Below are 24,017 nucleotides of genomic sequence, written 5' to 3' on the forward strand. Positions count from 1 at the left end.
CCCCGAGCGAGCTCGGGGAGAATTTAGACGGCTGCTACCGCTTCCTTCCGCTTCATCCAGAACCAGGTCGCGACCAACACCAAGGCGGCCGGCACCGCCACGCCGAACTCGCCGATGGCATAGGGCGTCGCGGCGCCGCGCGCGCCGGTCAGCGGCGTGAACACCGCCTGGACGAAGATGTTGTGGCTCGCGTGGAAGATCGCGCATGGCCAGACGCTGTTCGAGCGCATCCGCAGCCAGGTGAGGATCACGCTGATGCTCAGCACCAGCACCGCGAAGCACGGCACCGACACCCACCAAGGCGTGCCCTGATTGTAGCTGCCGAACAGCAGCAGCGGCAAATGCCACGCCGTCCAGATCACGCCAACGACCAAGGCCGTGCCGGTGAACCCCAGCGCGCCCATCATCCGGGGCGCAAGCAGCCCGCGCCAGCCCAGTTCCTCGCCCAGTCCGCCGGTCAGCGCGATCACGAAGCCCGACGTCGCCATCAGCGCGAAATAGCCGAGGATGACGAGCGCGGGTGCCGTGTCCTTCCAGCCCAATGTGTCCGCCAGCGCGGCGACATTCGCCTGGTCGGCGAAGCCGCCAAACCCCAGGATCCACACCGCGGCATAGGCGACAAGCGTGTAGCCGAGCGGTACCAGATACCCGGTCAGCGCCCAGCGTCCCTCCCCCCAGCCGAGACCTAGCGAGGCCATGTCGAGCCCGCGCAGTCGCACCGTCAGCAGCGCCGCCACGCCCGGCGTCCACATCAGCCCGGTGACATAATAGCGCCCCGCCGGCGCCGCGCCGGTGCTCAGGATCAGCGCGTAGAAGATGCAGCTGATCGCGATCGCCAACCCCAGGAATGTGCCCACATCTCCCCAACGCTCGTGATCGCGCATCGCCGTCCTCCCCTGATGTACAGCCATGCTATGGCTGGGCCGAGTATTTTCCAATCAGAAAATTGTAGCGTGATCTGAAAGTAAGAAACTCCCTCGACGCGGCTCCACCAAAGCCGCTACCTCTGCCGGCGATGATCTCCCGCCGACACATGCTCTCGGCCGCGAGCGCCGCTCTCGCCGTCCGGAGCCTACCTGCATTCGCCCGGCCGCAAGCCGGTGACGCAGAACTCCGCATTATCCTCGATCGCGCGGCCAAGGGCTCGCCGGAACAAGCGCTCCGCGACCTCGCCACGATCGACATGCACGACCTGTCACCCTCGGCACGGCTCGATCTGGTGACGGCGCGCTCCGGCCTGGCCATCGACGCCGAATTGCTGCGCCGCTTTCCCTTTGGCCGCTTCGGCCGCCCCTATCGCGTCACGCCGCTCGCGGGCGCCTGGATCAAGCACAATGATGCCGCCGCGATCGATGCCGACACCATCGCGATCCAGCAGGATGCCATGGCAGGCGCCGGCCTTCCCGCCGGACTGCTCGCCCGCACCATCGCCGCGATCGAAGCCGTTCGCGCATCCACCAGCGGACCCATTGCCTCGGCTCTCGGTCGCCAGCTCGCAGCGCTGCGCGACCAGTCCGCCGCCGCGCCACCGCCCGGCGTAGGCCGCATTCCCGACGGCGGCGCTTATTATGCGCTGCTGCTCAGGCGCATCACCGGCGACGATGCCAATCCCGCCTCCGCCGAGCGCCGCTTCGAACAGGAACGCCGCCGCCTGAGCGCCCGCGCCGATGCGCTTCTGTCGAAGCTCGGCCACAAGCGCGGCTCGCTCGGCGCGCGCTACTCGGCTTTGTGGCGCGATCCGCGCTGGCTCTACAGCGACGACGATGCCGGCCGCGACCGCGCCGTGGCAGACATGAACCGCGCGCTCGACGCCGCCCGCCGCCGTCTGCCGGCACAATTCGCCGCCTGGCCGCCCCGCTCGCTTGACGTCGGCGCCCGGCGAATGTCCCGCGCCGACGAGGCGGCCGGCCGCAGCGGCTATCGCGAGCTGCCCACCGTAACGCGCTCGGGCGCCTATTATGTCGACCTCAAGGACATTGCCCGCCGCCCGGCCTGGACGCTCCCCGGCGTGGTCCATCACGAGCTGCTCCCCGGCCATATGATCCAGCTGCCGATCGAGGCGGATGCCGGCCAGCATTCGCTGCGCCTCGATTATACACCCGCCTTCCCCGAAGGCTGGGCGATCTATGCCGAGCAGATGGCGGCCGCCGACGGTAGTTTTGCCGGCGATCCGCTGGCCGAGCTCGGCCATATCCACTGGATGCTGTTCCGCAGCTGCCGCGCGCTCGCCGATATCGGCATCCACCTCCATGGCTGGTCGCTCGAGCAGGCGCATGCCCGGCTGGTCGAATGGCAGGGCGAGCCCGGCTATTTCGCCCCTTTCCCGCTTGAGCTCGACCGCATCGCCGCCGAGCCCGCCAGCCGCGCCGCGGAAGCGTTCGTGTGGCTCACAGTCGCCGATCTTGCCCGGGGCCGCGAACGCAAGGCGTTCCACCGCATCGTCCTGGCCGACGGGCGCAAGCGCACCGACGAGCTTCGCCGCCTGGTCACGGGGAGGAAATGAGGCGTTTCGCTCTTGCGGCGCGGCGGCTATTTCCCGAATGAAACCGGTTTCATGTACGAACCGGAAGCCGGAGAGATTTTCCATGCTGCGCAGCATCGCGCCCGCTCTTATCGTGCTCGCCACGCCCGCCTACGCCCAGACCGTCTCGCCCCGCGCCGACGGCGTTGAGGTCCAGGCCGGCAGCCTGACGCTTCGCGTCACCGCGCAGACCGATGCCATCCTGCGCGTCCGCATCGCCCGTGACGGCAAGTTTCCCGAGGATGCGAGCTGGGCCGTCCCGGCGAACGTACGCGCGAAGAGCGTCAAGGTCGCGCCGCTCGCCGACGGCTTCGCCACCTCATCGCTCCGCGTCCATGTCGATCCTGCCACCCTGCGCCTCAGCATCGACGATGCCGCCGGCAAGCGCATCACCGCCGACCTGCCCGATCCGATAAAGCTCGACGGGACCGGCTTCACGCTGCGCAAGGCGATGCCCGTCGGCGAGCAATATTTCGGGCTGGGCGACAAGACCGGCCCGTTCGACCGCCGCGGCGCGAGCTATGTCGACTGGAACACCGATTCCTTCGGCTTCAGCCCGGCGACCGATCCGATCTACAAGTCGATCCCCTTCTTCGTCTCGGTCGGCGGCGCGGGCGGCAGCTACGGCTTCTTCCTGGACAACACATGGCGCAGCTGGTTCGATTTCGGCCACCGCGAGGATGGCACGCTGGCGATCGGCAGCGCGAACGGCCCGATCGACTATTATGTCATCGCCGGGCCGAGCAGCGCCGACGTCGTCCGCCGCTACACCGATCTGACCGGCAAGGCACCGCTCGCGCCGCGCTGGGCGCTCGGATACCAGCAGTCGCGCTACAGCTATATGAGCGATGCCGAGGTTCGCGAGATCGCCGCGAAGATGCGCCAATCCCAGGTGCCGCTCGACCTCATCTGGCTCGATATTGATTATCAATATCGCAACTGGCCGTTCACCGTGAACACCCAGACCTTCCCCGATCTGAAAAAGCTCGCGGGCGATCTGAAGCAGGACGGCATCCGCCTGGTCGCGATCACCGACCTCCATGTCGCGGCCGCGCCGGGCAAGGACTACGCCCCCTATGACAGCGGCACGGCCGGTGGCCATTTCCTCCGCAATCCCGACGGCAGCACCTATGTCGGCCCGGTCTGGCCCGGCCCCGCGGTCTTCCCCGATTTCACGCGGAAAGCTTCGCGCGACTGGTGGGGCACGTTGTTCAAGGGCTTTGTGGACGACGGCGTGGCCGGCTTCTGGAACGACATGAACGAGCCGGCGATCTTCGAGACGCCGACCAAGACGATGCCGCTCGATACCATGCACCGCATCGACAGCGACGATTTCGCCCCACGCGACGCCAGCCATGCCGAGATCCACAATGTCTATGGCATGGAGAATAGCCGCGCGACGTTCGAGGGGCTGAAGAAGCTCCGCCCGAACGACCGCCCCTTCGTGATGACCCGCGCCAGCTTTGCGGGCGGCCAGCGTTACGCCGTCACCTGGACCGGGGACAACAATGCCAGCTGGGAGCATCTCAAGCTCTCGGTCCAGCAGCTGGTCAATCTCGGCCTGTCGGGCTTCTCCTACAGCGCCGCGGACGTCGGCGGCTTCACCGGCGGGCCCAGTCCCGAGCTGCTCACCCGCTGGTACGAGATCGCGGCCTTCACCCCCGTCTTCCGTGTCCATGCTGCCAAGGACACGCCGCGTACCGAGCCCTGGGCGGACGGTCCCGAGCATCTCGCGATCCGCCGCCGCTTCATCGAGGCGCGCTACCGCCTGCTTCCCTATCTCTACGCCGTCGCCGAGCAGAATGCCCGCACCGGCGATCCGATCATGCGACCGGTCTGGTACGACTATCCTGCGGCACGGACCGCCGGATGCGACCAGTCGATGGCGTTCACGCTCGGCCGCAGCCTCTTGATCGCCGCCTCGCCCAAGCCGGAATCGCCGCGGCCCTATGACATCTGCCTTCCCGCCGGCGGCTGGTATGATTACTGGACGGGGCTCCCCGAGAGCGGCGACAAGCTCAGCGAGACGCCCGCGCTCGATCGCCTGCCCGTCTATGTCCGCGCCGGCACGATCCTGCCGCGCCAGCCGCTCACCCAGAGCACCGCGCAAGTGCCGCAAGGCCCGTTGTCGCTCGACATCTATCCGGGCGAGGAGTGCAGCGGCACGCTCTATTGGGACGACGGGCTCACCACGAACGGCGCGACGCTCCGCCAGACGATCCGCTGCACGCAAACTGCGAGCGGCCTGACGATCGACTTCGACGCGCGCGAGGGCGCGTACAAGCCCTGGTGGAACGGCATCGCGGTGACGGTGCACGGTTGGCAGGGCGGCGCGAAGATCAAGGGTACCACGGCGACCGCGAACGACGCCGCGCGCACGCTGAGCTTCACGATCCCCGACCAGCCGCGCGCCGCTCGCGTCACTGTGAGCCGCCAATGACCCCCAACCGTCACCCCGGCGAAAGCCGGGGTCCAGAGCCAAGCAGGGAATCGCCCGTGACCCTGGGTCCTGGCTTTCGCCGGGGTGACGGGAAGTGTCGGGCATGAGCATCCGCCCGCGCCTGCTCCTGTTCGCCTTCGGCGACTTCGCTTTCAATCTCTACTGGCAGAGCATCATGCTCTTCCTGCTCTTCTACTATACCGAGGCGCTGGCGCTTCCGGTGGAGACCGCGGCGACGATCTACACGATCGCGACAATCTGGGACGGCGTGGCCAACTTCATCGCTGGCACGCTCGCCGATCGGCGCGAGGCGAGCCGCCACTATGGCAAGGTGCTGATGCTGGGCAGCCTGCCGCTCGGTATCGCCTGCGTGCTCACCTACCTTCCCCCGCCGATTGCCGGCTTCTGGGGCATCGCCTTCGTGCTGGTCGGGCATCTGCTGTTCCGTACCGCCTATGCCGCGGTCAACATCCCCTATCTGGCGATGTCCGCGCGGATCAGCACCGACAGCAAGGACCGCGCCTTCATCGCCGGGATGCGGATGCTATTCGGCACGATGGCCTGGGTGCTGGTCGCGCGCGGCACGGTGCCGCTCGGCGCATGGTTGAGCGGCGGCGCGGTCTCGGCGAGCGCCTATCTCGGCGCGGCGATCCTGTTCGCGATCGTCGGCACCGCGATCCTGATCCTGGTCGGCGCCACCTATCGCGAGGAGCTGGTCACGCCGCCCACGCCGCGCCCTTCGATCGCCGCGAGCCTCAGGAGCCTCGCCGCCAATCGCGCCTTCGTCACCTTGAACCTCGCGATGATGGCGATGATCGTCGCGGTGACGGTGCTCAACAAGTCGGTGCTCTATTACTTCAAATATTTCCTCGAGGACGAGGCCGCCGGTCAGACAGCGCTCGCCTGGATGGGGCTCGTCAGCGCGATCGCCGTGCCCGTCTGGATGCTGCTCCAGCGCCGCATCGGCACGCGCAGCCTGTGGTTTCTCGCCGCGTCCCTTTGCATGGCCGGGCTGATCCTGTTCGCCGCGATCCGCATCGATCGCGCCGACGTCATGCAATTCTATCTGGTCGCGATGCAGGCGATGATCGTCGGGCTGCACTTCGTATTCTGGGCGATGCTGCCCAACACGATCGAGTATGGCGAGCATGCCACCGGCCTGCGCGTCGAGGGTGCCGTGTTCGGCCTCGCCTCTTTGCTCCAACGCGTCGCGATCGGCATCGCCACCGCGATCATCGGCTTCGGCTTCGGCTCTGCCGGCTATGTCGCCAATGTCCACCAGAGCGAGGCGACGCTCGCGGCGATGCGCTGGACCATCGCGCTGGCGCCGCTCGGCTTTCTCGCGCTCTCCTGCGCGCTGATGCTGCTCAACCCGCTCGGCAGGGGCGCGCATGCGCGGATCGTGCGCGAGATGGCGGGCAGCTAGGCTTCGTAGGCGATGCGCACTTTCGCGGCCGCCGCCACCGCGACCCGCCGCGCTTCGTCGACATTGTCGGCAAGCGCCAATGCCACGCCCATCCGGCGGTTCGGCCGCGTCACCGGCTTGCTGAACAGCCGCACGTCAACCGCGATGCCCGGCTCGGCAAGCGCCTCGGCTAGCCCCTCGAAATGGAAGGCGCTGGCGTCTCGGTCCGCCAGGATGACCGCCGATGCCGCGGCACCCAGCAGCTTCGGCTCGGGCACCGGCAGGCCAAGGATCGCGCGGGCGTGGAGATCGAACTCGCTCAGGTCCTGCGAGATCAATGTCACCATGCCGGTATCGTGCGGTCGCGGCGACAGTTCGGAGAAGATCACCTCCTCGCCCTTCACGAAAAATTCGACGCCGAACAGGCCGTAACCACCTAGATCCTCGACCACTTTCCGGGCCATGTCCTGCGCCTCGGCAAGCGCCGCGACCGACATCGCCGCCGGCTGCCAGGATTCCTGATAGTCTCCGCGCTCCTGCCGGTGGCCGATCGGCGCGCAGAAGCGGATGCCGTCGCGGGTGCTGACGGTAAGCAGCGTGATCTCATAGTCGAAGTCGACGAACTGCTCGACGATGATCCGCCGACGGTCGCCCCGCATGTTGGCGACCGCATAATCCCAGGCACGGTCGATCTCCTCGGCGGTGCGCACGGTGCTCTGGCCCTTGCCCGACGAGGACATGACCGGCTTCACCACGCAGGGCAGCCCGACGGGCTCGAGTGCGGCCCGCGCTTCCTCCAGGCTCTCGGCGTAGCGATAGCGCGACGTCTTCAGGCCCAGCTCGATCGCGGCGACCTCGCGGATGCGGTCGCGGTTCATCGTCATCTGTGTGGCCCGGGCGGAGGGGACGACGGTCACACCTTCCCGCTCCACTTCGGCGAGCACCTCGGTGCGGATCGCCTCGACCTCGGGCACGACGAAATCGGGCTTGTGGCGCGCGATTGCGGCGCGCAGCTGCTCGGCGTCGAGCATCGAGAAGACCTCGAACGCATCCGCCATCTGCATCGCCGGCGCGCCGGCATAGCTGTCGCACGCCACGACATAGGCGCCCAGCCGCTTGGCCGAGATGACGAACTCGCGTCCCAGCTCGCCCGAGCCGAGCAGCAATATCTTGGCAGTGAATGGCATGGGTCCGCCTCTCGTGAATCAGCTTGCGGGCTTCTCGCGAAGCTGGGTGCGGATGTCGAGAGGTGAACAATAGCAACCGTCATCCCGGCGCAGGCCGGGATCCAGAGCCTCAAGCCTCACGGCGGAGAAACCCTGGATCCCGGCCTGCGCCGGGATGACGATGATAAATGCCCTAGGCGCCCTTGAGCTCGAAGCTCCCGCGCACGCCCTGGGTCTCGGCCGAAGGCGAGACCCACACATCGAACAGGCCGGGCTCGACCGTCGGCTTGTTCTCGCGCCCGATGAACAGCAGCAGGTCGCGGCGGATCTTGAACGTCACCACCTCGGACGCGCCGGGTGCCAGTGTCACCTTGCGGAACGCCTTCAGCTCGCGAACCGGCCGCGTCACGCTCGCGGCGCGGTCATGCGTGTAGAGCTGCACGAGCTCCTCGGCCGCGCGCTTGCCGGTGTTGGTCACCTTGGCGCTCACCGTCAGCTCGCCGTCCCAGGCAAGCGTCGGCGCCACCGACAGGTCCGAATATTCGAACTTGCCGTAGGTCAAACCGTGCCCGAACGGGAACAGAGCCGAGTTCGGAATGCCGCGATAATGCGCCTTGTACGGCTCGAGCTGGGTTTCGGACGGATTGGGCCGGCCGGTCGGCTTGTGCGCATAGCTATAGGGCTGCTGCCCGAGCGAACGCGGGAAGCTGCACGGCAAGCGACCCGACGGCGAATAGTCGCCGAACAATATGTCCGCGATCGCATGGCCGCTCTCCGAACCCAGGAACCAAGTCACCAGGATCGAAGGCGCGTTCACCACCGCGCCCTTGAGCGCCAGCGCACGCCCGTTCTTGAGCACGATCACCACCGGCTTGCCGACCGCGGCCACCGCTTCTGCCAGCGCTTGTTGCGGCTCGGGCACGATGATCTCGGCGCGCGACTGTGCCTCGCCCGACATGCCCTCCGATTCACCGATCGCGAGCACGACGATGTCCGCCTCGCGCGCCGCGGCAACCGCGGCCTCGATGCCGCCGGGCAGCGGTGCCTCGACGGTCGATCCCTGCACCACGGTGATCAGGCTGCGATCGGCCACCGCCGCCTTGACCCCCGTCGCGAGGTCGATCGCCTGGGCATTGTCGCCATAGACCACCCAGGGCCCGTTCAGGCTGTCCGAGCCCGAAGCGAACGGCCCGATCAGCGCGATCTTCTTGCCCGATTTGGGCAGCGGCAGCAGGTCGCCATCATTCTTGATCATCACGATCGACTTGCGCCCCGCCTCGCGCGCCAGCGCCAGCGCCGGCTTGGTCCGCGAACGTGCCTTTTCGCGCTTCAGGTCGATGCGGCGGAAAGGATCCTCGAACAGCCCCAGCCGCGCCTTCATCGCCAGCACGGTGCGCACCGAAGCATCGAGCCGCGCCACGGGCACTTCGCCCTTCTCGACCAGGTCGGGCAAATGATCGCGGTAGAAGCCGCTGGTCATGCTCATGTCGACGCCCGCCAGGAAAGCGAGCTTGGCCGCCTCGCGCGCATCCGCGGCGAAGCCATGGTCGATCATCTCCATGTCGCCAGTATAATCGGAGACGACGAAGCCCTTGAAACCCCATTCGCCGCGCAGCACCGTCTCCATCAGCCAGCTATTGCCGGTCGAGGGTACGCCCGAAATCTCGTTGAACGAGGCCATGAACGAGAGCACGCCCGCGTCCACCGCGGCCTTGAACGGCGGCAGATAGATTTCGCGCAGCGTCCGCTCGGAGATGTCGACCGTGTTGTAGTCGAGCCCGGCTTCCGCCGCGCCATAGGCCGCGAAATGCTTGGCGCAGGCCAGCACCGCGTCATTGTCCTTCAGGTCCTTGCCCTGGAAGCCGCGGACGCGCGCATCGGCGATCAGGCGTCCGAGCAGCACGTCCTCGCCCGCGCCTTCCATCGTCCGGCCCCAGCGCTGGTCGCGCGCGATGTCGACCATCGGCGCGAAGGTCCAGTCGATGCCCGACGCCGCCGCCTCATAGGCCGCCATCCGCGCGGTGCGCTCGGCCAGGCCCGGCTCGAAGCTCGCCGCCTCGCCCACCGGCACCGGGAAGATCGTGCGGTGGCCGTGGATCACGTCGGCTGCGAAGATCAGCGGGATTTTGAGCCGCGACTGGGTCATCGCCGCTGTCTGCATCCGCCGCGCCATCTCGGCGCCGTTGCCGTTGAACACGCCGGTCAGCCGGCCTTGGCGCACTTCCTCGAGCTGGCCGTCGAAATTCGGGCCGTTCGAGGCCGGATTGAGCGCGGTCGCCACGCCGCCGCCCCAGGCGCTCGGCATCAGGGTGAGCTGACCCGCCTTTTCGGCGAGCGTCATCTTGGCGATCAGGGCGTCGATAAAGGCGGGCACCGGAAGCGCGGCGGCCTGCCACAGCATGGCGCGCGCCGGGTTGTGCATCCAAGCCGCAACCGCGCCGGCTCCCATCAGCGCTGCGCGTCGCGAAATCCTGGTGTCGAACATTATACTTCCTCTCCTGGCGGCGCGCTTCCCACCCTGAAGCGCGTAGGTATCTCGAATGGGCGCGCGCAATCTTTTTGCTTGTGACCGCTAACCGTAACCGGTTACATACCCTTTCAAGGGCGAGGATTGCAATCGCCTACAGGGTCTGAAACGTAGGAAACATACGCAGGGCCGGAGAAGGGACTGAAATGGCCGAGGCCACCATCCGCGATGTCGCCCGCCGCGCCGAGGTTTCGGTGGCGTCGGTGTCGCGCGCGCTCAACGGCCTGGACAATGTCCGCGCCGAGACGCGCGAGCGGGTGATCGCGGCGGCCAACGAGCTCGGCTATGTCCCGCATGCCGGCGCGCGCAGCCTTTCGCTCTCCCGCGCGCACGCGATCGGCGTTGTGCTTCCCGATCTCCACGGCGAATTCTTCTCAGAATGCGTGCGCGGCATGGACCGCGAGGCGAGTCGCCGCGGCTATGTCCTGCTGCTCTCGAACATGCATGACGACAGCGAGCAGGCGGCGAACGCGCTGCGCACAATGCGCGGCCGGGTCGACGGGCTGCTGGTGATGGCGCCGCACATCCCGCCCGCCTCGCTCGCGCGGGCGCTGCCGCAAACCTTGCCCGCCGTGCTGATCAACGCGCCCGGAGACTTCGGCGCGCATCCGTCGCTTCGCTTCGACAATTTCGCCGGCGCCGATGCGATCGTCCGCCACCTGGTCGAGAGCGGCTATAAGCACATCGTCCATATCTCCGGCCCCGAAGGCAATGTCGACGCGCGGGAGCGCGCCGAGGGCTATCGCCGCGCTATGGCGCGCCACGCCCCCGGCATCGCACCGCGCATCATCGACGGCGACTTCAACGAGGAGACCGGCGTCGCCGCGGCGCATACGATCCTCGCCGGATCCGAACCCTGCGACGCGGTCTTCGCCGCCAACGATATGATGGCACTCGGCTGCCTCCACGCGCTGCGTTCCGCCGGCAAGCAAGTTCCCGGCGACATCGCCGTAGCGGGCTTCGACGACGTGCCCCTCGCCCGCTACATGGCGCTCACCACCGTCCGCGTTCGCATCGCCGAGATCGGCGCGCGCGCCGTCGCACGGCTGATCGACATCCTCGATGGCCGCGACACCGGTGAGCAGAACGAAATGCACATCCCCGAGCTCGTCGCCCGCGCCACCACGGCGCCGCGCGCCTTGAACGGAGCCGCGGATGCGCATTGACTCCGCCGACCTCTTTTTCGCCGCGAATGTAACCGGTTTCATGGCCGGTCGCTCGTTCGTCGCATCAACAGTTACACCCCCCCTCAGGGGCAGCACCCTGCGTGCTGCCCCTGATTTTTTGGTGTAGAGGACCCAAATCATGATCGATCGTCGTGCGCTTCTTTCGCAGGGCCCGGTGCTGCTTGCCGGTGCTGTGCTTCCCGCAACCGTCGTCGCCGCGCCCGCTGCCGGCCCCACCCTCCCCGCCTTCTACGAGGATATAGAGAAGCGGACCTTCCGCTGGTTCTGGGAAACCGCGCGCCGAGACAACGGGCTCGTGCCTGATCGCTACCCCACCCCTGCATTCTGCAGTATCGCCTCGGTCGGCTTCGCGCTCACCGCCTATCCGATCGGCGTCGAGCGCGGCTGGATCACCCGCGCCGAGGCGCGCGACCTGACGCTCACCACCCTGCGCTTCTTCTGGGAATCGCCGCAGGGCCCCGAGCCGACCGGCAAGATCGGCCACAAGGGCTTCTTCTACCACTTCATCGACATGATCAGCGGCGAGCGGTACCGCGACGTCGAGCTCTCGAGCGTCGACAGCACGATCCTGTTCATGGGCATCCTCTTCGCCGGCCAATATTATGACCGCGCCGATCCCGCTGAGCGGGAGATCCGCCGCCTCGCTTTGGCCATCTATACCCGTGCCGACTGGAACTTCTTCCGCACCGACGGGCGCAAGGCGATCTCGATGGGCTGGCATCCCGAGCGCGGGCTGATCGAGCGCAACTGGGACGGCTATAACGAAGGCATGTTCGTCTACATCCTCGGGCTCGGCGCGCCCGAGCATGCCGTGCCCGCGAACAGCTGGGAGGCCTGGACCGCCCCCTACCCGCGCTTCTGGCGTGGCGAGGGCCCGACCCGCCACCTCGCCTTCGCGCCGCTGTTCGGCCACCAGTACAGCCACACCTGGATCGATTTCCGCGGCATCCAGGACAAGGTGATGCGCGAGGCAGGGCTCGACTATTTCGAGAATACGCGCCGCGCCGCCTATGCCGATCGCGCCTATTGCATCGCCAATCCGATGCGCTGGGACGGCTTCTCCAAGGACATTTGGGGCCTCACCGCGTGCGACGGCCCGGGCAATTTCCGCAAGCCCTTCAAGGGTGAGACCCGCGAGTTCTTCGGCTATGCCGCGCGCGGCCCGTTGGGCCAGCCCGACGAGCGTGACGACGGCACACTGGCGCCCACCGCGGCCCTAGGCTGCCTCCCCTTCGCCCCCGAGATCGTCATTCCCTGCGCCGAGGCGATGCAGCGCGAATATGGCGACCGGCTCTACGGCAAATATGGTTTCCTGGATTCGTTCAACCCCAGCTTCAAATACACCGATGTCCGCCCCGAAAAGGGCAGCGTCGATCCGAAGAAGGGCTGGGTGAACGACGATTATCTTGGCATCGACCAGGGCCCGATCCTGGCGATGGCGGCGAATTACCGCAGCGATTTCGTGTGGAAGCACATGCGCAATTCGCCCGCGATCCGCAAAGGACTCAAGCTGGCCGGCTTCACCGGAGGATGGCTGGGCGGCTGAGGGCTTCTCGACTAACGACGACGTCCGCTAACGACCCAGTTCCGGACATTAGAAGATGCCTTTTGCCCCTCACCGTCACCCCGGCACAAGGCCGGGGTGACGGTGAGGGAACGGCCGCTCTTATCACCAGCGACCGCTGATTGTAGCGTGACGGGCTGAGCGAGGAGAGGGGGCTAGATCGCCCAGCCCTAAGTCCCGTAGGTAACCGCCTCGGGGCCTGTCATCCATTATGGACCTAATGGTCGCTGCGCGAAATCGTCCTTTCGGGATGGACCAGATGGACAGTTGCACGAGCGGCAGCGGACGGCATAGGCCGCGTGGCAATCTCGGCCGCTGTCTTGGACCACCATGAGCCGCTAAAGCCTTGGGCGTCTCACCAAATTGCGAATGGACCCCGGCACAAGGCCGGGGTGACGGTGAGGAGCGTGAGCGCTTTGCACCAACTGCAGACGAGAGCCGATGATGCGGCAGCGGACCTTCTGACAGGCAGGCAATCCCCGGGCCGGCTAACCCTTGCCCCGGTTCACAGCTCAGCAGATCCGCCAGCTCCATCGACCCTCTCGAACCGACCCGCTTCCAGGCGCGCAACTGCCTGTTCGATCCGCGCCAGCGTCTCGACGATCCGCACCTGTTCTTCATGCGTGAAGGCATCGCGATCCTGGTTCAGCCGCTCGACCAGCCGCACGACGATCAGCGGCGCCACGCCGAAGATGGAGATGTGCATCAAGGCAAGCGCCAGCATCTCCCCCGCCGTCGATTTCGGGCTGATGTCGCCATAGCCCGTCGAGGTCGCGGTGGTGCCCGCCCAGTAGAGGCTGTCGGCGAAATTGTGCCCCTCGATCGCCATGAACAGCAACGTGAAGCCCAGAAGCAGCACCACATAAGCGAGCGCCAGTTCCTTGAGCGTATCGGTCGCGGCCTGCAGCCTGTTCATCGTCACCCCCTGATCACGTGCGGAATGAAGCGCGCGCGGTTGCCGGTGATGAGCCCGTCCTCGCGGATCCCCATCCCCGCCGCTTCGCCGTCCACGACCCAGCAGCCGAGCACCGGATAGCCGTTGCCGAAGTCGCGCAGCGGATAGAGTTGCTGGTACATGGTCAGTCCCTGGCGGTACTCGCCCGACGATCGTGCGACGGTCAGCCCGCGCTGCACAACCTCGATATTGGCGCCTTCGCGCGCCAGGAACGGCTTCGCGACATAGCTGTCGCCGATCTTCTCCTTGAACACCGACGCCTCCAGAAGATTCGGATGGTCGGGGAACATCGCCCACAGCACCTGGAGGACCGCCTTGTTGCTCCACAGCATCTTCCAGATCGGCTCTATCCACGCCGTCTCGGGCAAGTGACGGACGATGTCCTGGCCGTAGCGTTCGTTGACGATCCATTCCCAGGGATAGAGCTTGAAGATCGCGGTGATCAGCTGGTCTTCGCTGTCGACGATCCGTCCGCGCGCATCGAGACCGATATCGTCGATCACGATCGCAAGCGTTTCGAGCCCAGCCTGCGACGCCAGATCGCGCATATAGGTCGTGGTGATCGTGTCCTCGTGCGAGGGATCGGCGGTATGGGTGAACCAGATCCGCTGGTCGGGAAGCCGCGCACGGATTTCCGCCCAGCGTCCGATCAATTTCTCGTGCAGGCTGTTGAACTGGTCGAGTTCAGGGAACAGCGCCTCCTTCCAGTCCCACTGGATCACCGCGGCCTCGAGCATCGAGGTCGGCGTGTCGCAATTGAACTCGAAGAGCTTGGGATCGCCCTCGCCGGTATAGCCGAAATCGAACCGCCCATAGTTGAGCGACGGCGGCTCGTCGCGCCACGCCGCCTTGAGCGCCCGGTGGCAATATTCGGGGATGCCGAATATCTCCAGGACCTCGGGGTCCTCGACGATCCGCTCGCCCGCCTCGAGGAACAGGTCATAGACGGTTTCGGCCGCCGCCTCGATCTTCTCGATCTCGGCGAGCTCGAACGCATAATAGGCGCTCTCGTCCCAATAGGGATCGCCGTCCTGACTGTGCCAGATCAGCCCCTGCGCTTCGACCTTCGCCTGCCAGTCGTCGCGCGGCGCGATTGCGTGCCGCTCCACGCCGTCAGGACCTGCCGCCGCCGAAGCTGCGACCGTGCGACCCGAGACCGCCGCGCGAGACCGCTGCCGATCGCGTCATCCGCGACGCCGCGGGCGCATCGGCATAGCTGACCCCCGCGCGCGGCGCGTAGGAGCCAAGGCCGGCATAGCGTGGGTTGCGGATCGATTCCCCGTAATAGGGAACGGCGGAATTGCGCCCGAGATAATACCAGAGGAACGCGGTGCCGACACCGCTACCGCCGCCGCCGTGATAGACCGTGCGCTGGCCGCACTGGCTGTCATCGACGCGGTTGCCTTCCTTGTCGACGCAGATCGCGGTGTCGCGATCGGTGACGACGTCGTCGTTCCAGCCGTCGTTCGACGAGCATCCGGGCAGCGAGATCAAGGCCGCCGCCATCGCCGTGGTCATGGACAATTGTTTCTTCATTGCGGACCTCCTGTCGGCCGGCTGCTCAAGGGACCATGCAGGCTGCCTGGAGGATGCCGATTCCCAGCCCGAAGCCGCCGACGAAGATCCCGGAAGCGACGCAACCATCGGCGATCCGCTTCGAGATCGTCGTGAAAAGCAGCCGCGCGATCACGAAGAACACCACCAGCTGGACGATGGCCGCGACCGCGCCCCACAACAGCATGTCCGGGATGCTCACCGAATGGCCGATCACCACCGCGACGGGAATGGCGAAGCCGATAAAGGTGCCGGTCAGCTGGATCGAGGCTGCGCTGTTGCCTTCGCGAATCAGCGCGAATTCCTTGTGCGGCGTGATCAGGACGTAGAGAACCAGAAACGCAATCGCGAGGCCGAGTGCCGCGGCGAAATACGCCAGAAAATGCGGTAGCGTGTCGGTGAAATACTGGAACATGGCGCGCCCTCCCCTTTGTCCGCCCAATACCGCATGCGTATCAGCGGCTCGGCGCTTCTGGAAGGCCGTTGTGGAATCACATCGGATCCGCCCCCACTCCCCATAAGCCAATCAGCGGATCGCGATCGGTTTGCTCCGCTTCGAAACGCCATTCTCGTCGAATGCCTCGACCGCGACAAAATAGCCCTGCCCGACATTGAGCGCGCGCAGGTCCAACGCCGCGCCCTGGTCCGCCCAGCGCTGATAGGTGAGCGTCAGCCGGTCGGACCTGATGCCCCACATCACATTGTAGCCGACCGCGCCCTTCACCGGCTTCCAGGCGATATGCGCATCGCGTTGGTCCGCGTCCCGCTTCGCCGTCACGCCGCCCGGCATCGCTGGGGCCCTGCCCCCCGCACTGCCGAACACGCGGATGTCGCTGATCGCCAGATTGGCCGCGCCGACATGGTCATGGACATAGCGCACATAGCGCGCCTTCACCGGCGCCGGCAGCTCGAAATAGGCATTGGGCCGGTCGCGCCGCGGCGCCTCGGTCTTCGCCAGCGGCGCCCATGCCTTGCCGTCCACCGACGATTGCAGCTCGAATTCAGTATAGATGTCGTCCGCATCGGCGAAGCGGTTCGACTTGTAGTCGGCGAAGTTGACCTGGACCGCACGCAGCGTCTTGGCCGCGCCCAGATCGACCGTCAGCGTCTCGCCCGCTTTGTTGGCGCCGGCGACCCAGAAGGTTCGCGGATTCTCGTCGGTCACCCGGTCCGCGGCGAACTCTCCAAAAGTCGACGAAGCGCTTGCCGCCTTTTTGTACGAAAGCAGCATCCAGCCGGTGAACAGGCTCTCCGGATCGTCGATCTTGCTCGTCGGCACATATTGCGGGAAATCGCCGAACCGCGTCGATACGGACATCTGGCCGTCGGCCGCGAAGTGCGCCGGCCACATGCCGATGCGCCGCTCGAACGTCCAGTTATAGCCGATCCACGGCGTGCCGGTGTTCCACCAATTGCCATGCACGTCCTGAAAGGTGGAACCATGCCCCGCCCCCTGGACGAACCCGCCGGGCTTGTAGGCCACCGGATTGTAGGGCGCGTATTCATACGGCCCCAGCGGCTTGTCGGAGACATAGGTGCCGTTGGAATAGGCATTATATTCGGTGCCCGGCGCGCCGTACTGAAGATAGTAGCGCCCATTGACCTTGGTCATCCAGGCGCCTTCCATGAAGGGCTTGATCGGCGTGCCATTGGGCAGCCCCCCCGAATGATCCTGGCCGAAGCGCTCCCAGCCATGCTGGTCGGGATGCAGCGCCAGCATCGACTGGGCCTTGCCCTTGTAGATCAGGCGGCCGTCCTTGAACTCGATCTCCATGCCGTAGAGCGGGAAGACGTTCGACGAGTTCCAGTAGAGATACCATTTGCCGTCATCGTCCTTGAACAATGCGGGATCCCAGGGGCCCGGCGGCACCTGGCCCGGCTCCTTGATAGTATCCTCGAACCCGCCCTGCACTGCGCCCGGCAGATCGGGCATGCGGCGGACAAAGAAGTCGAGCTTGCCCGTCTCCGGCGCGGTGCTCGACAGGATCGATTCGGGCCGCGTCATCGAGGGCTGGATCAGGATGCGCTCGTCGCCATCGGCCCAGACCGCGGGCGCCACAATCGACTGGAACGGCCAGCGGCTCGGCATGATGAAGGTCCAGTCGATCAGGTCCGTCGAACGCCAATAGCCGTCGGCCAGCGTCTGGAACATGTAATAGGCGCCCTTGAACTGGACGACCGCCGGATCGGCGCCGGTCCGGTACGAGATGCCCTCGTTCAACTGCTCGAAATTGTAGCGGTAATCCAAGTCGACCGGGTTGATAGTGGTCCGCTTGGGCGCCTGAGCATAAGCGGAAGTCGCGGCCAACAGGCTCAGCAGCAGGATCGTGCGCTTCATTTCAATGTCCTAGGATGAAGATATTGGCGGTCAGCCGCCCGCGGCGCGGGTCGCTGGAAAAGTCCATGTCCTCGGGGATGATCCCCGAATGCAGCATGTTGCCGCGATAGATGACGAGCCGGTCAGCCCGTCCCTCGATCACGCCGGTCTGCTCGAAATAGGTGTCGGACTGGCGGATATAGCCGGCCATCGCCACGCTCTCGGCCCTGGCCGCGCCGACGAAGCGGTCGACATTGCCGTCGTCGACGATCTCGATACCGGTGGATCGCTGGCGGTAGAATGCGGTGCCCGGCGTGTCCGCCAGATAGTGGAGCAGCGCGAGATAGCCGGGATCGGTCGAATCGAAATGCGGCGCCCGCTGGACGGCGGTCAGCGCGTCCGGCTGCGCAGTCACCATCGAGAAGCTCGCCTCGAGCAGGTCAAAGCGATCGAAGTCGAACGCTCCGCCGATGAACGGCGCCGCCGCCTCCAGCATGTGCTCGACATAGGCGTTGGCGGCCCCGTCCGCCGGCGTGATGATCCGCCTCAGCCCGGGATAATAGGTTCCCCGGCTCGCCTCGAACGGCGCCATCGCCGCCGCGATTCCGACAATATCGCCGACTGCCTCGCTGAAGCCGTCCAGGACGACAACCGGGCTCTGGCTTTCGCCGACGCGGCGCAGTTCGGGCTTCATCGGTCACCCATTCAAGAAAAGGGGGAGGAAAAGCCGAAGCTCCCCTCCCCCTGCAATAGACCCAAGCCAAACGGCTTAGAACTTGTACTTCGCGCCCACCTGGAAGCTGCGGGCGAGGCCGATCGTGCCATTCTCCTCGAACGTCGGGTTCTCGCCGCTGCCTGCGCCCCATGCCGAATAGGAGCGGTTGACCGTGTCGAACACGTTGAACGCCGCGAAGCTGACCTCGAGCTCGTGACCATCGGCGTACGGCATCTTGAACTTCTTCGCGATGCGCAGGTCGAGGTTCGAGTAACCGAACGTCTCGTGCGGGAAGAACACGCCGCCCATATTGGCGTAGCAGCACGCATTCTCCGGCGGGTTCGGCTTGAAGATGATGTTACCGAATGCCGGGCCCGAACCGAGCGTCAGCGTGCCCGACAGGACCGTGCCGAAGGGGCCCCGGGCGATGCCGGTGCCCACGAAGCGGAACTTCTCAACGCCCTGGACATAGTTCCAGCCATAAACGTCGACCCGCGGGCCATTGTAGAACTCGTCGTTATTGGCGAGTTCCTGCGCGACGTTGGTGCGCGCGCGCTGCAGCGTGAGCGACGAGGTGAAGCCCCAGCGAGCATTGCCCGTGAACGGCTTTTCCGCGGTGATGTAGATCGCGTTGTAGACCGCCTTGCCGTGGTTGTCGCCGATGTTCAGCTTGCCCTGGAAGCCGGGAAGCTGGCCGGCGGGCGGGAAGTTGTCCTCGATCCACTGGTCACCCTGCGACGTATAGGTGCCGTCGGGCAGGCGGTTGCCGCGCACATAGCGGAAGATGTTGTGGCTGCGGATGTGTGAGAAGCTGAGCGACGTCTGGATCGCGCCGAACCGCTTGCGGATGCCGACGTTGAACTGGTCCGAGAAGGGCAGCTTGGTATCGTTGTTGAGCAGCCAGACGTCACCGCCAACGCCCTGAGCGATCGCCGCAGCGCGCAGCGCGGCGGGATCACGGAGAGACGACTGGAACGGGATGCAGCCGGCGGGCGGCGTGACGACGCCGGTTCCGTTGCAGAAGGTGATCGTCGAGATCGACTGATAGTAGTTCTTGATCGTCTCGATGCCCGACGCGATGAACAGCGGCCGGTCGTAATAGCGGCCCGCACCTGCGAAGAAGATCAGGTCGCGATCGCCATTCACGTCATAGCTGACGCCCAGGCGCGGCTGGAAAGCCTTCCAGTCCGGATCGCGGTTGTTGCCGGTCGAGATATAGTCCTCGGGATTGATCCCCGCAGCCTTCCAGCCCTGATAGGCGCGAAGGGCAGCGGCGACCTTTGCCGGCGTCACGAAATTCTCGTTCTTCGCGTTAGTCTCATAGTCCCAGCGCAGGCCGAGGTTGAACGTCCAATGCTCGTCGGGCGTCCAGTCGTCCTGCACGAACAGGCCGATCTGGGTGTTGTTGGCGCTGGCGGGCAGCACCGGTACCGTCGAGATGCGGGCAGCAGTCGGCGTCTGCACCGCGGGATCCGAGAACGTCGCGGCATTGTAGTAATAGGTGCCGTTGTTGCGGCTATCCTCGAGGCGCTCATATTGGTTGAACACCACCTTGCCGCCGGCCTTGATCACATGATTGCCGCCGTAGAAGGTCACGTTGTTCTTCACCGTGAACGTCTTCTGGTGGTCGTTCTGGATGAAGCTGTTGCCGCCGAAATAGGCGACCTCGCCGCTGCTGATGTCGGGCGCGCGGGTCAGCACGACTTCCGGCGCATCGCTCGCGCGCGGCGTGCCGTTTTCGACCGTGTTATAGGCGACGGTGAATTCGTTCAGCCAGTTCGAACCGCGGTGCGACCAGTCGACCTGGAAGACGTTGATCTCGCTGTTGAGCGTGCGGCCGTGCTCGGGGACCGAATTGCCGCCGAAGTCCGACAGGTTCTTCTCGCGGCGCAGGAACGCGCTGGCGTTGATCGTATCGTCGGCGGTGGCAAACAGGCTCAATTTGCCGAAATAGAGCTTCTGATTGAAGGTCTGCGGATAGCTGCCGTTGAACTGGCTGGCGATCGGAGCGGGGACGTTGTCGCCTACCTGAAAGTTCACGCCGGTCGAAGGCAGCTTCTGATCGGTTCCTTCGAACGCGGCATAAAAGTGCAGCACGTCCTTGATGATCGGGCCACCCAGATCTGCGCCATATTGCCAGCGGTTGTAATCGGGCTTCGGCGTGGCGCCGGTGGGGTTGTTGGCATGGCCGGGACGATCGAAATAGGGCCGTCCGATGAACGACTTGGGCTGCCACTCGCCGAACAGGTCGCCATGGAAATCCTGGCCGCCGGTCTTGGTGACCGCGGTGATGATCGCCGAACCGGCCTGCTCGTATTCCGCCTTGAAGTTCTGGGTGTCGATTTTGAACTCCTGCACCGCGAGCTGCGGGAAGGGATTGCCCTTCGAGAAGTTCTGGCCGGCGACGCCGCCATGGTTGATCGGGTTCTTGAGGCTGAGGCCGTCGATGAAGACGTTGGTGTTGTCGGAGCTCGTTGCGCCCGCCTGGACCTGGCGGTTGGTGCCCGACGGCGTGACGCTGACGCCGGGGGCGAGCGCCGCGAAGTTCAGGAAGTTGCGGTCGTTCTGCGGCAGATTGTCGATCTGCCCCTGGCTAATGTTGGTCGTGATCGTCGCGGTACGCGTCTCGTTGCGCCCGCCGGTGCGGCCGGTGACGACGATCTCAGCGTTGGCCGATGCCGCGGCGATGTCATAAACGACGGTCTGGCCGACCGGCACGACCACGGTTTCCGCCTCGGGGCCGCCTGCCACCTGCACCGAATAGGTGCCGGGGCGCAGACCCGGGATAAAATACTCGCCATTCGCGTTTACGGTACCGGTGACTGCCTGACCGGTGTTGTTATCGGTCGCCGTGACCACCGCACCGGCGGTTACGCCGTCGACATGCCCCCGCAGCGAGGCAGTGGTCTGCGCTTGGGCGGGCGCACTGATTGCCAGCGCCGCAGCCAGTGCAGCACCCGAAATGCCGCGAGCAAGATTCGCCCGCAAGATGTTGGAATTTATCACTTAACTCCTCCCCTAACCCTCGTTGTAACCGGTTACATGACCGCTGACACGATTCTGTTTTCCGACAACGATGTCAAAAACGACTTTGGACCAGCCTGTCAATCCCGCCGACAGTTGAGAACGTTCTCAGATTTCCGGAATGTTGCGACCGTGCCTAAACGGCAACACTCGCCAGCGGCGGTGCCTTGCAATGGCGGGCAATGAATTCGGCATGATCGGGCATCGCATTGGCGACATCCGCGTTCACCTCCTCGATCTCGCGCAGGATCGCGGCGAGCTCGTCATCGGGCAGCATCTCGACCATCGGGTCGTACCGCGCCTCCAGCCCCTGCCCCAGCAGCACCTGCACCCAGCTTTCTTCGCGGAACAGCTCGGCCTTGCCGCGCTGGAAGAAGCGGGCTGAGGCGCGGAACAGCTCGAACCGCTCGGTCAGGCTGTCGGGCACCTCCATGTGCTTCAGATACGCCCAGAACGGCGTGTCCTCGCGATTGGTCACCTTGTAGTGCGCGACGATGAAGTCGCGCACGTCGCGATATTCGAAGTCCGCCTGGCGATTATATTCCTCGATGTCGGCGGCGTTGAAACCCTGGCCCGGAAACAGCGCCACCAACCGCAGGATGCCGGTCTGGATCAGGTGGATGCTGGTCGATTCGAGCGGCTCCAGAAACCCGCTAGACAGCCCGATCGCGACGACATTCTTCTCCCATGCCCGGTCGCGCTTGCCCGGCTGGAAGCGCACCGGCCGCGGATCGGCGAGCGGCTTGCCGTCGAGATTGGCGAGCAGCACCGATGCCGCCTCGTCGTCGGACAGGTGTGCGCTCGAATAGACATGCCCGTTGCCGATCCGGTGCTGCAGCGGAATGCGCCATTGCCAGCCCGCCTCGCGCGCCGTCGATCGCGTATAAGGCGTCAGTGGGTACGTGCTTTCGCACGGCACCGCCTGCGCCCGGTCGCACAGCAGCCACCGGCTCCAATCCTCATAGCCGACACCTAGCGCCTGCCCGATCAGCAGCCCGCGCATGCCCGAGCAATCGACGAACAGGTCCCCGTCCACTGTCCGCCCGTCCGCCAGCACGACATGGTCGACGAACCCGTCCTCGGGCCGCAGCTCGACCGAGACGATCTTCCCCTCGATCCGCTGAACGCCCCTGCTCTCGGACTGGCCGCGCAGATATTTCGCGAACAGCGAGGCATCGAAATGATAGGCATAGTCGAGCCCCGCCAGCGGCGACCCGGGATTGCGCGGATCGGGCAGGCAGAACTTGTTCCTCCGCGCCGCCAGACAATTGAGCGCGTAATTGTCGAAATGCTGCACGGTGCCGCGCTCGGCGCCCTTGAGCCAGAGCTGGTGGGTGTGCAGCCACCAGATATCCTGGCCGATTTTGCCGAAGCCATGGATGTAGCTGTGCCCCGGCTCGCGCCAGTTGACGAACTCGATGCCCAGCTTGAACGTCGCCTGGGTCGCTTTGATCATCTCGACCTGATCGAGCCCGGCGAGCTTGTGATAGTCGCGGATAGCGGGGATCGTCGCCTCGCCTACGCCGATCGTGCCGATCTCGTCGGATTCGATCAGCCTTATCTCATAGCCTCGCACGAACAGTCGCGAGAGCAACGCCGCGGCCATCCAGCCGGCAGTGCCCCCGCCGACGATGGTGATGGTCTTGAGGGGGGCGTTTTCGCCTGTCGTCATTGTCATCCGCTCCTGATGCCGCGAGCAGTAAGCGGTTACAGCGAACGCGCCAAGTCAGACGTAATGCGGCTCGCCATGTTCGCGCAGCGCCTCGTAATGGACGAGTGCCTGCTCGGGCCCGAACGGCACGGGCTCGCCATTCCGGAAGGCCCATTCGCCGCGATCGCAATCCTCGGCGCGGACATAGCCGTTGATGTAGAAGCGCCGCCGGTGGGTCGATCGGTTGGTCCCCGATCCGTGCACGAGATAGGGGCTCCACAGCGCGAGATCGCCTGGCTCGAGCACCAGGTCGACGGTGTCTTCAGCGGAGAGGCCCGCTGCCTCGAGCACCGCATCCTGCATCTCGCTGCCGAGTACTTCGGTGGAGGTGTCCAGGCCCAGCACGCCGTGCAGATGGCTGCCGGGAATGAACCGCATCCCGCCGGTCTCGGGATTGTGCGGATCGATTGCGAGGCCGGTCTGCACATAGGAGGCGCCGAGATTGCGATAGGCCGATTCCGGGCGGCGGAAGCGCGAATCCTGGTGCCAGGCGAAATCGCCGCGCGATCCGGGCGCCTTCCAATGGAGCTGGTTGATGATCTGTTTCAAATCGCCGCCGATCAGCGGCGCGAGGATTTCGGCCATGCGCGGATCGGTGCGCACGCCGTTGAGCACCGGCTGGTGATACGACATCCACTGCGCCATCCGCACCACCGGTGGCTCGCCGGCCTCGCCGGGCGCGACGTTGTAGAACAGATTGCCGTGGCGGAAGCTGCGGCCATGCGCGAGGGCCACGGCATGGACCTGATCGATCGCTGCACCGATCGTCTCAAGCTCGGAGGGCGAGAGAAGGCCGCGCACGACCGCATAGCCATTGCGCTGATAATCGGCGACATAGTCGTCCGCGCCGCGCCGCGATTGCTGAATACCCGCCATCGCCAACCAACTCCTTCCCCGACTGCTTAAGGACCGGGAGCGTTCGCGGCTAATA

Annotated in this window: 17 protein-coding genes; 5 read left to right on the forward strand and 12 right to left on the reverse strand. The window is 65.6% G+C overall.

The genetic code is table 11. The features are described 5' to 3' along the window. Positions 1-23 precede the first annotated feature (23 nt). Complete coding sequence (locus tag IAG41_RS07695) at positions 24-884, reverse strand: CPBP family intramembrane glutamic endopeptidase (protein ID WP_187728047.1); 861 nt, start codon at positions 882-884, stop codon at positions 24-26. Between the two features lie 131 nt (positions 885-1,015). Here IAG41_RS07695 and IAG41_RS07700 point away from each other — a divergent pair, with 131 nt between their 5' ends. The 3 genes from IAG41_RS07700 (at position 1,016) to IAG41_RS07710 (ending at position 6,387) form a co-directional block, all read left to right on the forward strand. Further along, positions 1,016-2,503 (forward strand): DUF885 family protein, encoded by a 1,488-nt coding sequence (locus IAG41_RS07700; protein WP_187728048.1) that lies wholly within the window; start codon positions 1,016-1,018, stop codon positions 2,501-2,503. Between the two features lie 82 nt (positions 2,504-2,585). Beyond that, positions 2,586-4,961 (forward strand): TIM-barrel domain-containing protein, encoded by a 2,376-nt coding sequence (locus tag IAG41_RS07705; RefSeq protein WP_187728049.1) that lies wholly within the window; start codon positions 2,586-2,588, stop codon positions 4,959-4,961. 103 nt (positions 4,962-5,064) lie between these two features. Beyond that, positions 5,065-6,387, forward strand: a complete 1,323-nt coding sequence (locus IAG41_RS07710; protein ID WP_187728050.1) for an MFS transporter — start codon at positions 5,065-5,067, stop codon at positions 6,385-6,387. Here the strand turns inward: IAG41_RS07710 and purT are convergent. Next, complete coding sequence (purT, locus tag IAG41_RS07715; protein WP_187728051.1) at positions 6,384-7,553, reverse strand: formate-dependent phosphoribosylglycinamide formyltransferase; 1,170 nt, start codon at positions 7,551-7,553, stop codon at positions 6,384-6,386. The genes IAG41_RS07710 and purT overlap by 4 nt on opposite strands. A gap of 172 nt (positions 7,554-7,725) precedes the next feature. Next, complete coding sequence (locus IAG41_RS07720) at positions 7,726-10,017, reverse strand: glycoside hydrolase family 3 N-terminal domain-containing protein (RefSeq protein ID WP_187728052.1); 2,292 nt, start codon at positions 10,015-10,017, stop codon at positions 7,726-7,728. A 188-nt stretch (positions 10,018-10,205) separates the two neighbouring features. On the opposite strand from IAG41_RS07720, the gene IAG41_RS07725 reads away from it, so the two are divergent. Together IAG41_RS07725 and IAG41_RS07730 are read left to right on the forward strand one after the other, a co-directional pair. Continuing rightward, on the forward strand, positions 10,206-11,225 hold the full coding sequence (locus tag IAG41_RS07725) for a LacI family DNA-binding transcriptional regulator (RefSeq protein WP_187728053.1): 1,020 nt from the start codon (positions 10,206-10,208) through the stop codon (positions 11,223-11,225). Positions 11,226-11,364: 139 nt separating this feature from the next. Beyond that, entirely contained in the window at positions 11,365-12,792 is a 1,428-nt protein-coding gene (locus IAG41_RS07730) for a glucoamylase family protein (RefSeq protein WP_187728054.1), read from the forward strand. Between the two features lie 523 nt (positions 12,793-13,315). On the opposite strand, the gene IAG41_RS07735 is transcribed toward IAG41_RS07730, so the two are convergent. The 9 genes from IAG41_RS07735 to IAG41_RS07775 all read right to left on the reverse strand — a co-directional run bounded on the left by IAG41_RS07735 (position 13,316) and on the right by IAG41_RS07775 (position 23,962). Further along, a complete protein-coding gene (locus IAG41_RS07735) occupies positions 13,316-13,726 on the reverse strand; it encodes a potassium channel family protein (protein WP_187728055.1) in 411 nt (136 codons plus the stop codon). 2 nt (positions 13,727-13,728) lie between these two features. Beyond that, on the reverse strand, positions 13,729-14,874 hold the full coding sequence (locus tag IAG41_RS07740) for a glutathionylspermidine synthase family protein (protein WP_187728056.1): 1,146 nt from the start codon (positions 14,872-14,874) through the stop codon (positions 13,729-13,731). 4 nt (positions 14,875-14,878) lie between these two features. Beyond that, the gene (locus IAG41_RS07745; RefSeq protein ID WP_187728057.1) at positions 14,879-15,301 is read right to left on the reverse strand and encodes a hypothetical protein; all 423 of its coding nucleotides are present in this window, start codon (positions 15,299-15,301) and stop codon (positions 14,879-14,881) included. Between the two features lie 25 nt (positions 15,302-15,326). Then, on the reverse strand, positions 15,327-15,734 hold the full coding sequence (locus IAG41_RS07750; RefSeq protein WP_187728058.1) for a DUF350 domain-containing protein: 408 nt from the start codon (positions 15,732-15,734) through the stop codon (positions 15,327-15,329). A 111-nt stretch (positions 15,735-15,845) separates the two neighbouring features. Further along, complete coding sequence (locus IAG41_RS07755) at positions 15,846-17,657, reverse strand: family 43 glycosylhydrolase (protein WP_187728059.1); 1,812 nt, start codon at positions 17,655-17,657, stop codon at positions 15,846-15,848. A gap of 1 nt (position 17,658) precedes the next feature. Beyond that, on the reverse strand, positions 17,659-18,330 hold the full coding sequence (locus IAG41_RS07760; protein ID WP_187728060.1) for a DUF6445 family protein: 672 nt from the start codon (positions 18,328-18,330) through the stop codon (positions 17,659-17,661). Between the two features lie 75 nt (positions 18,331-18,405). Further along, positions 18,406-21,357, reverse strand: a complete 2,952-nt coding sequence (locus IAG41_RS07765; RefSeq protein ID WP_316251111.1) for a TonB-dependent receptor domain-containing protein — start codon at positions 21,355-21,357, stop codon at positions 18,406-18,408. Positions 21,358-21,511: 154 nt separating this feature from the next. Next, on the reverse strand, positions 21,512-23,047 hold the full coding sequence (locus tag IAG41_RS07770) for a tryptophan halogenase family protein (protein ID WP_187728061.1): 1,536 nt from the start codon (positions 23,045-23,047) through the stop codon (positions 21,512-21,514). A gap of 54 nt (positions 23,048-23,101) precedes the next feature. Then, the gene (locus IAG41_RS07775; protein ID WP_187728062.1) at positions 23,102-23,962 is read right to left on the reverse strand and encodes a phytanoyl-CoA dioxygenase family protein; all 861 of its coding nucleotides are present in this window, start codon (positions 23,960-23,962) and stop codon (positions 23,102-23,104) included. Positions 23,963-24,017 lie beyond the last annotated feature (55 nt).

Origin of the sequence: Sphingomonas sp. JC676, assembly GCF_014489075.1 — a bacterium.
GTDB lineage: Bacteria > Pseudomonadota > Alphaproteobacteria > Sphingomonadales > Sphingomonadaceae > Sphingomonas.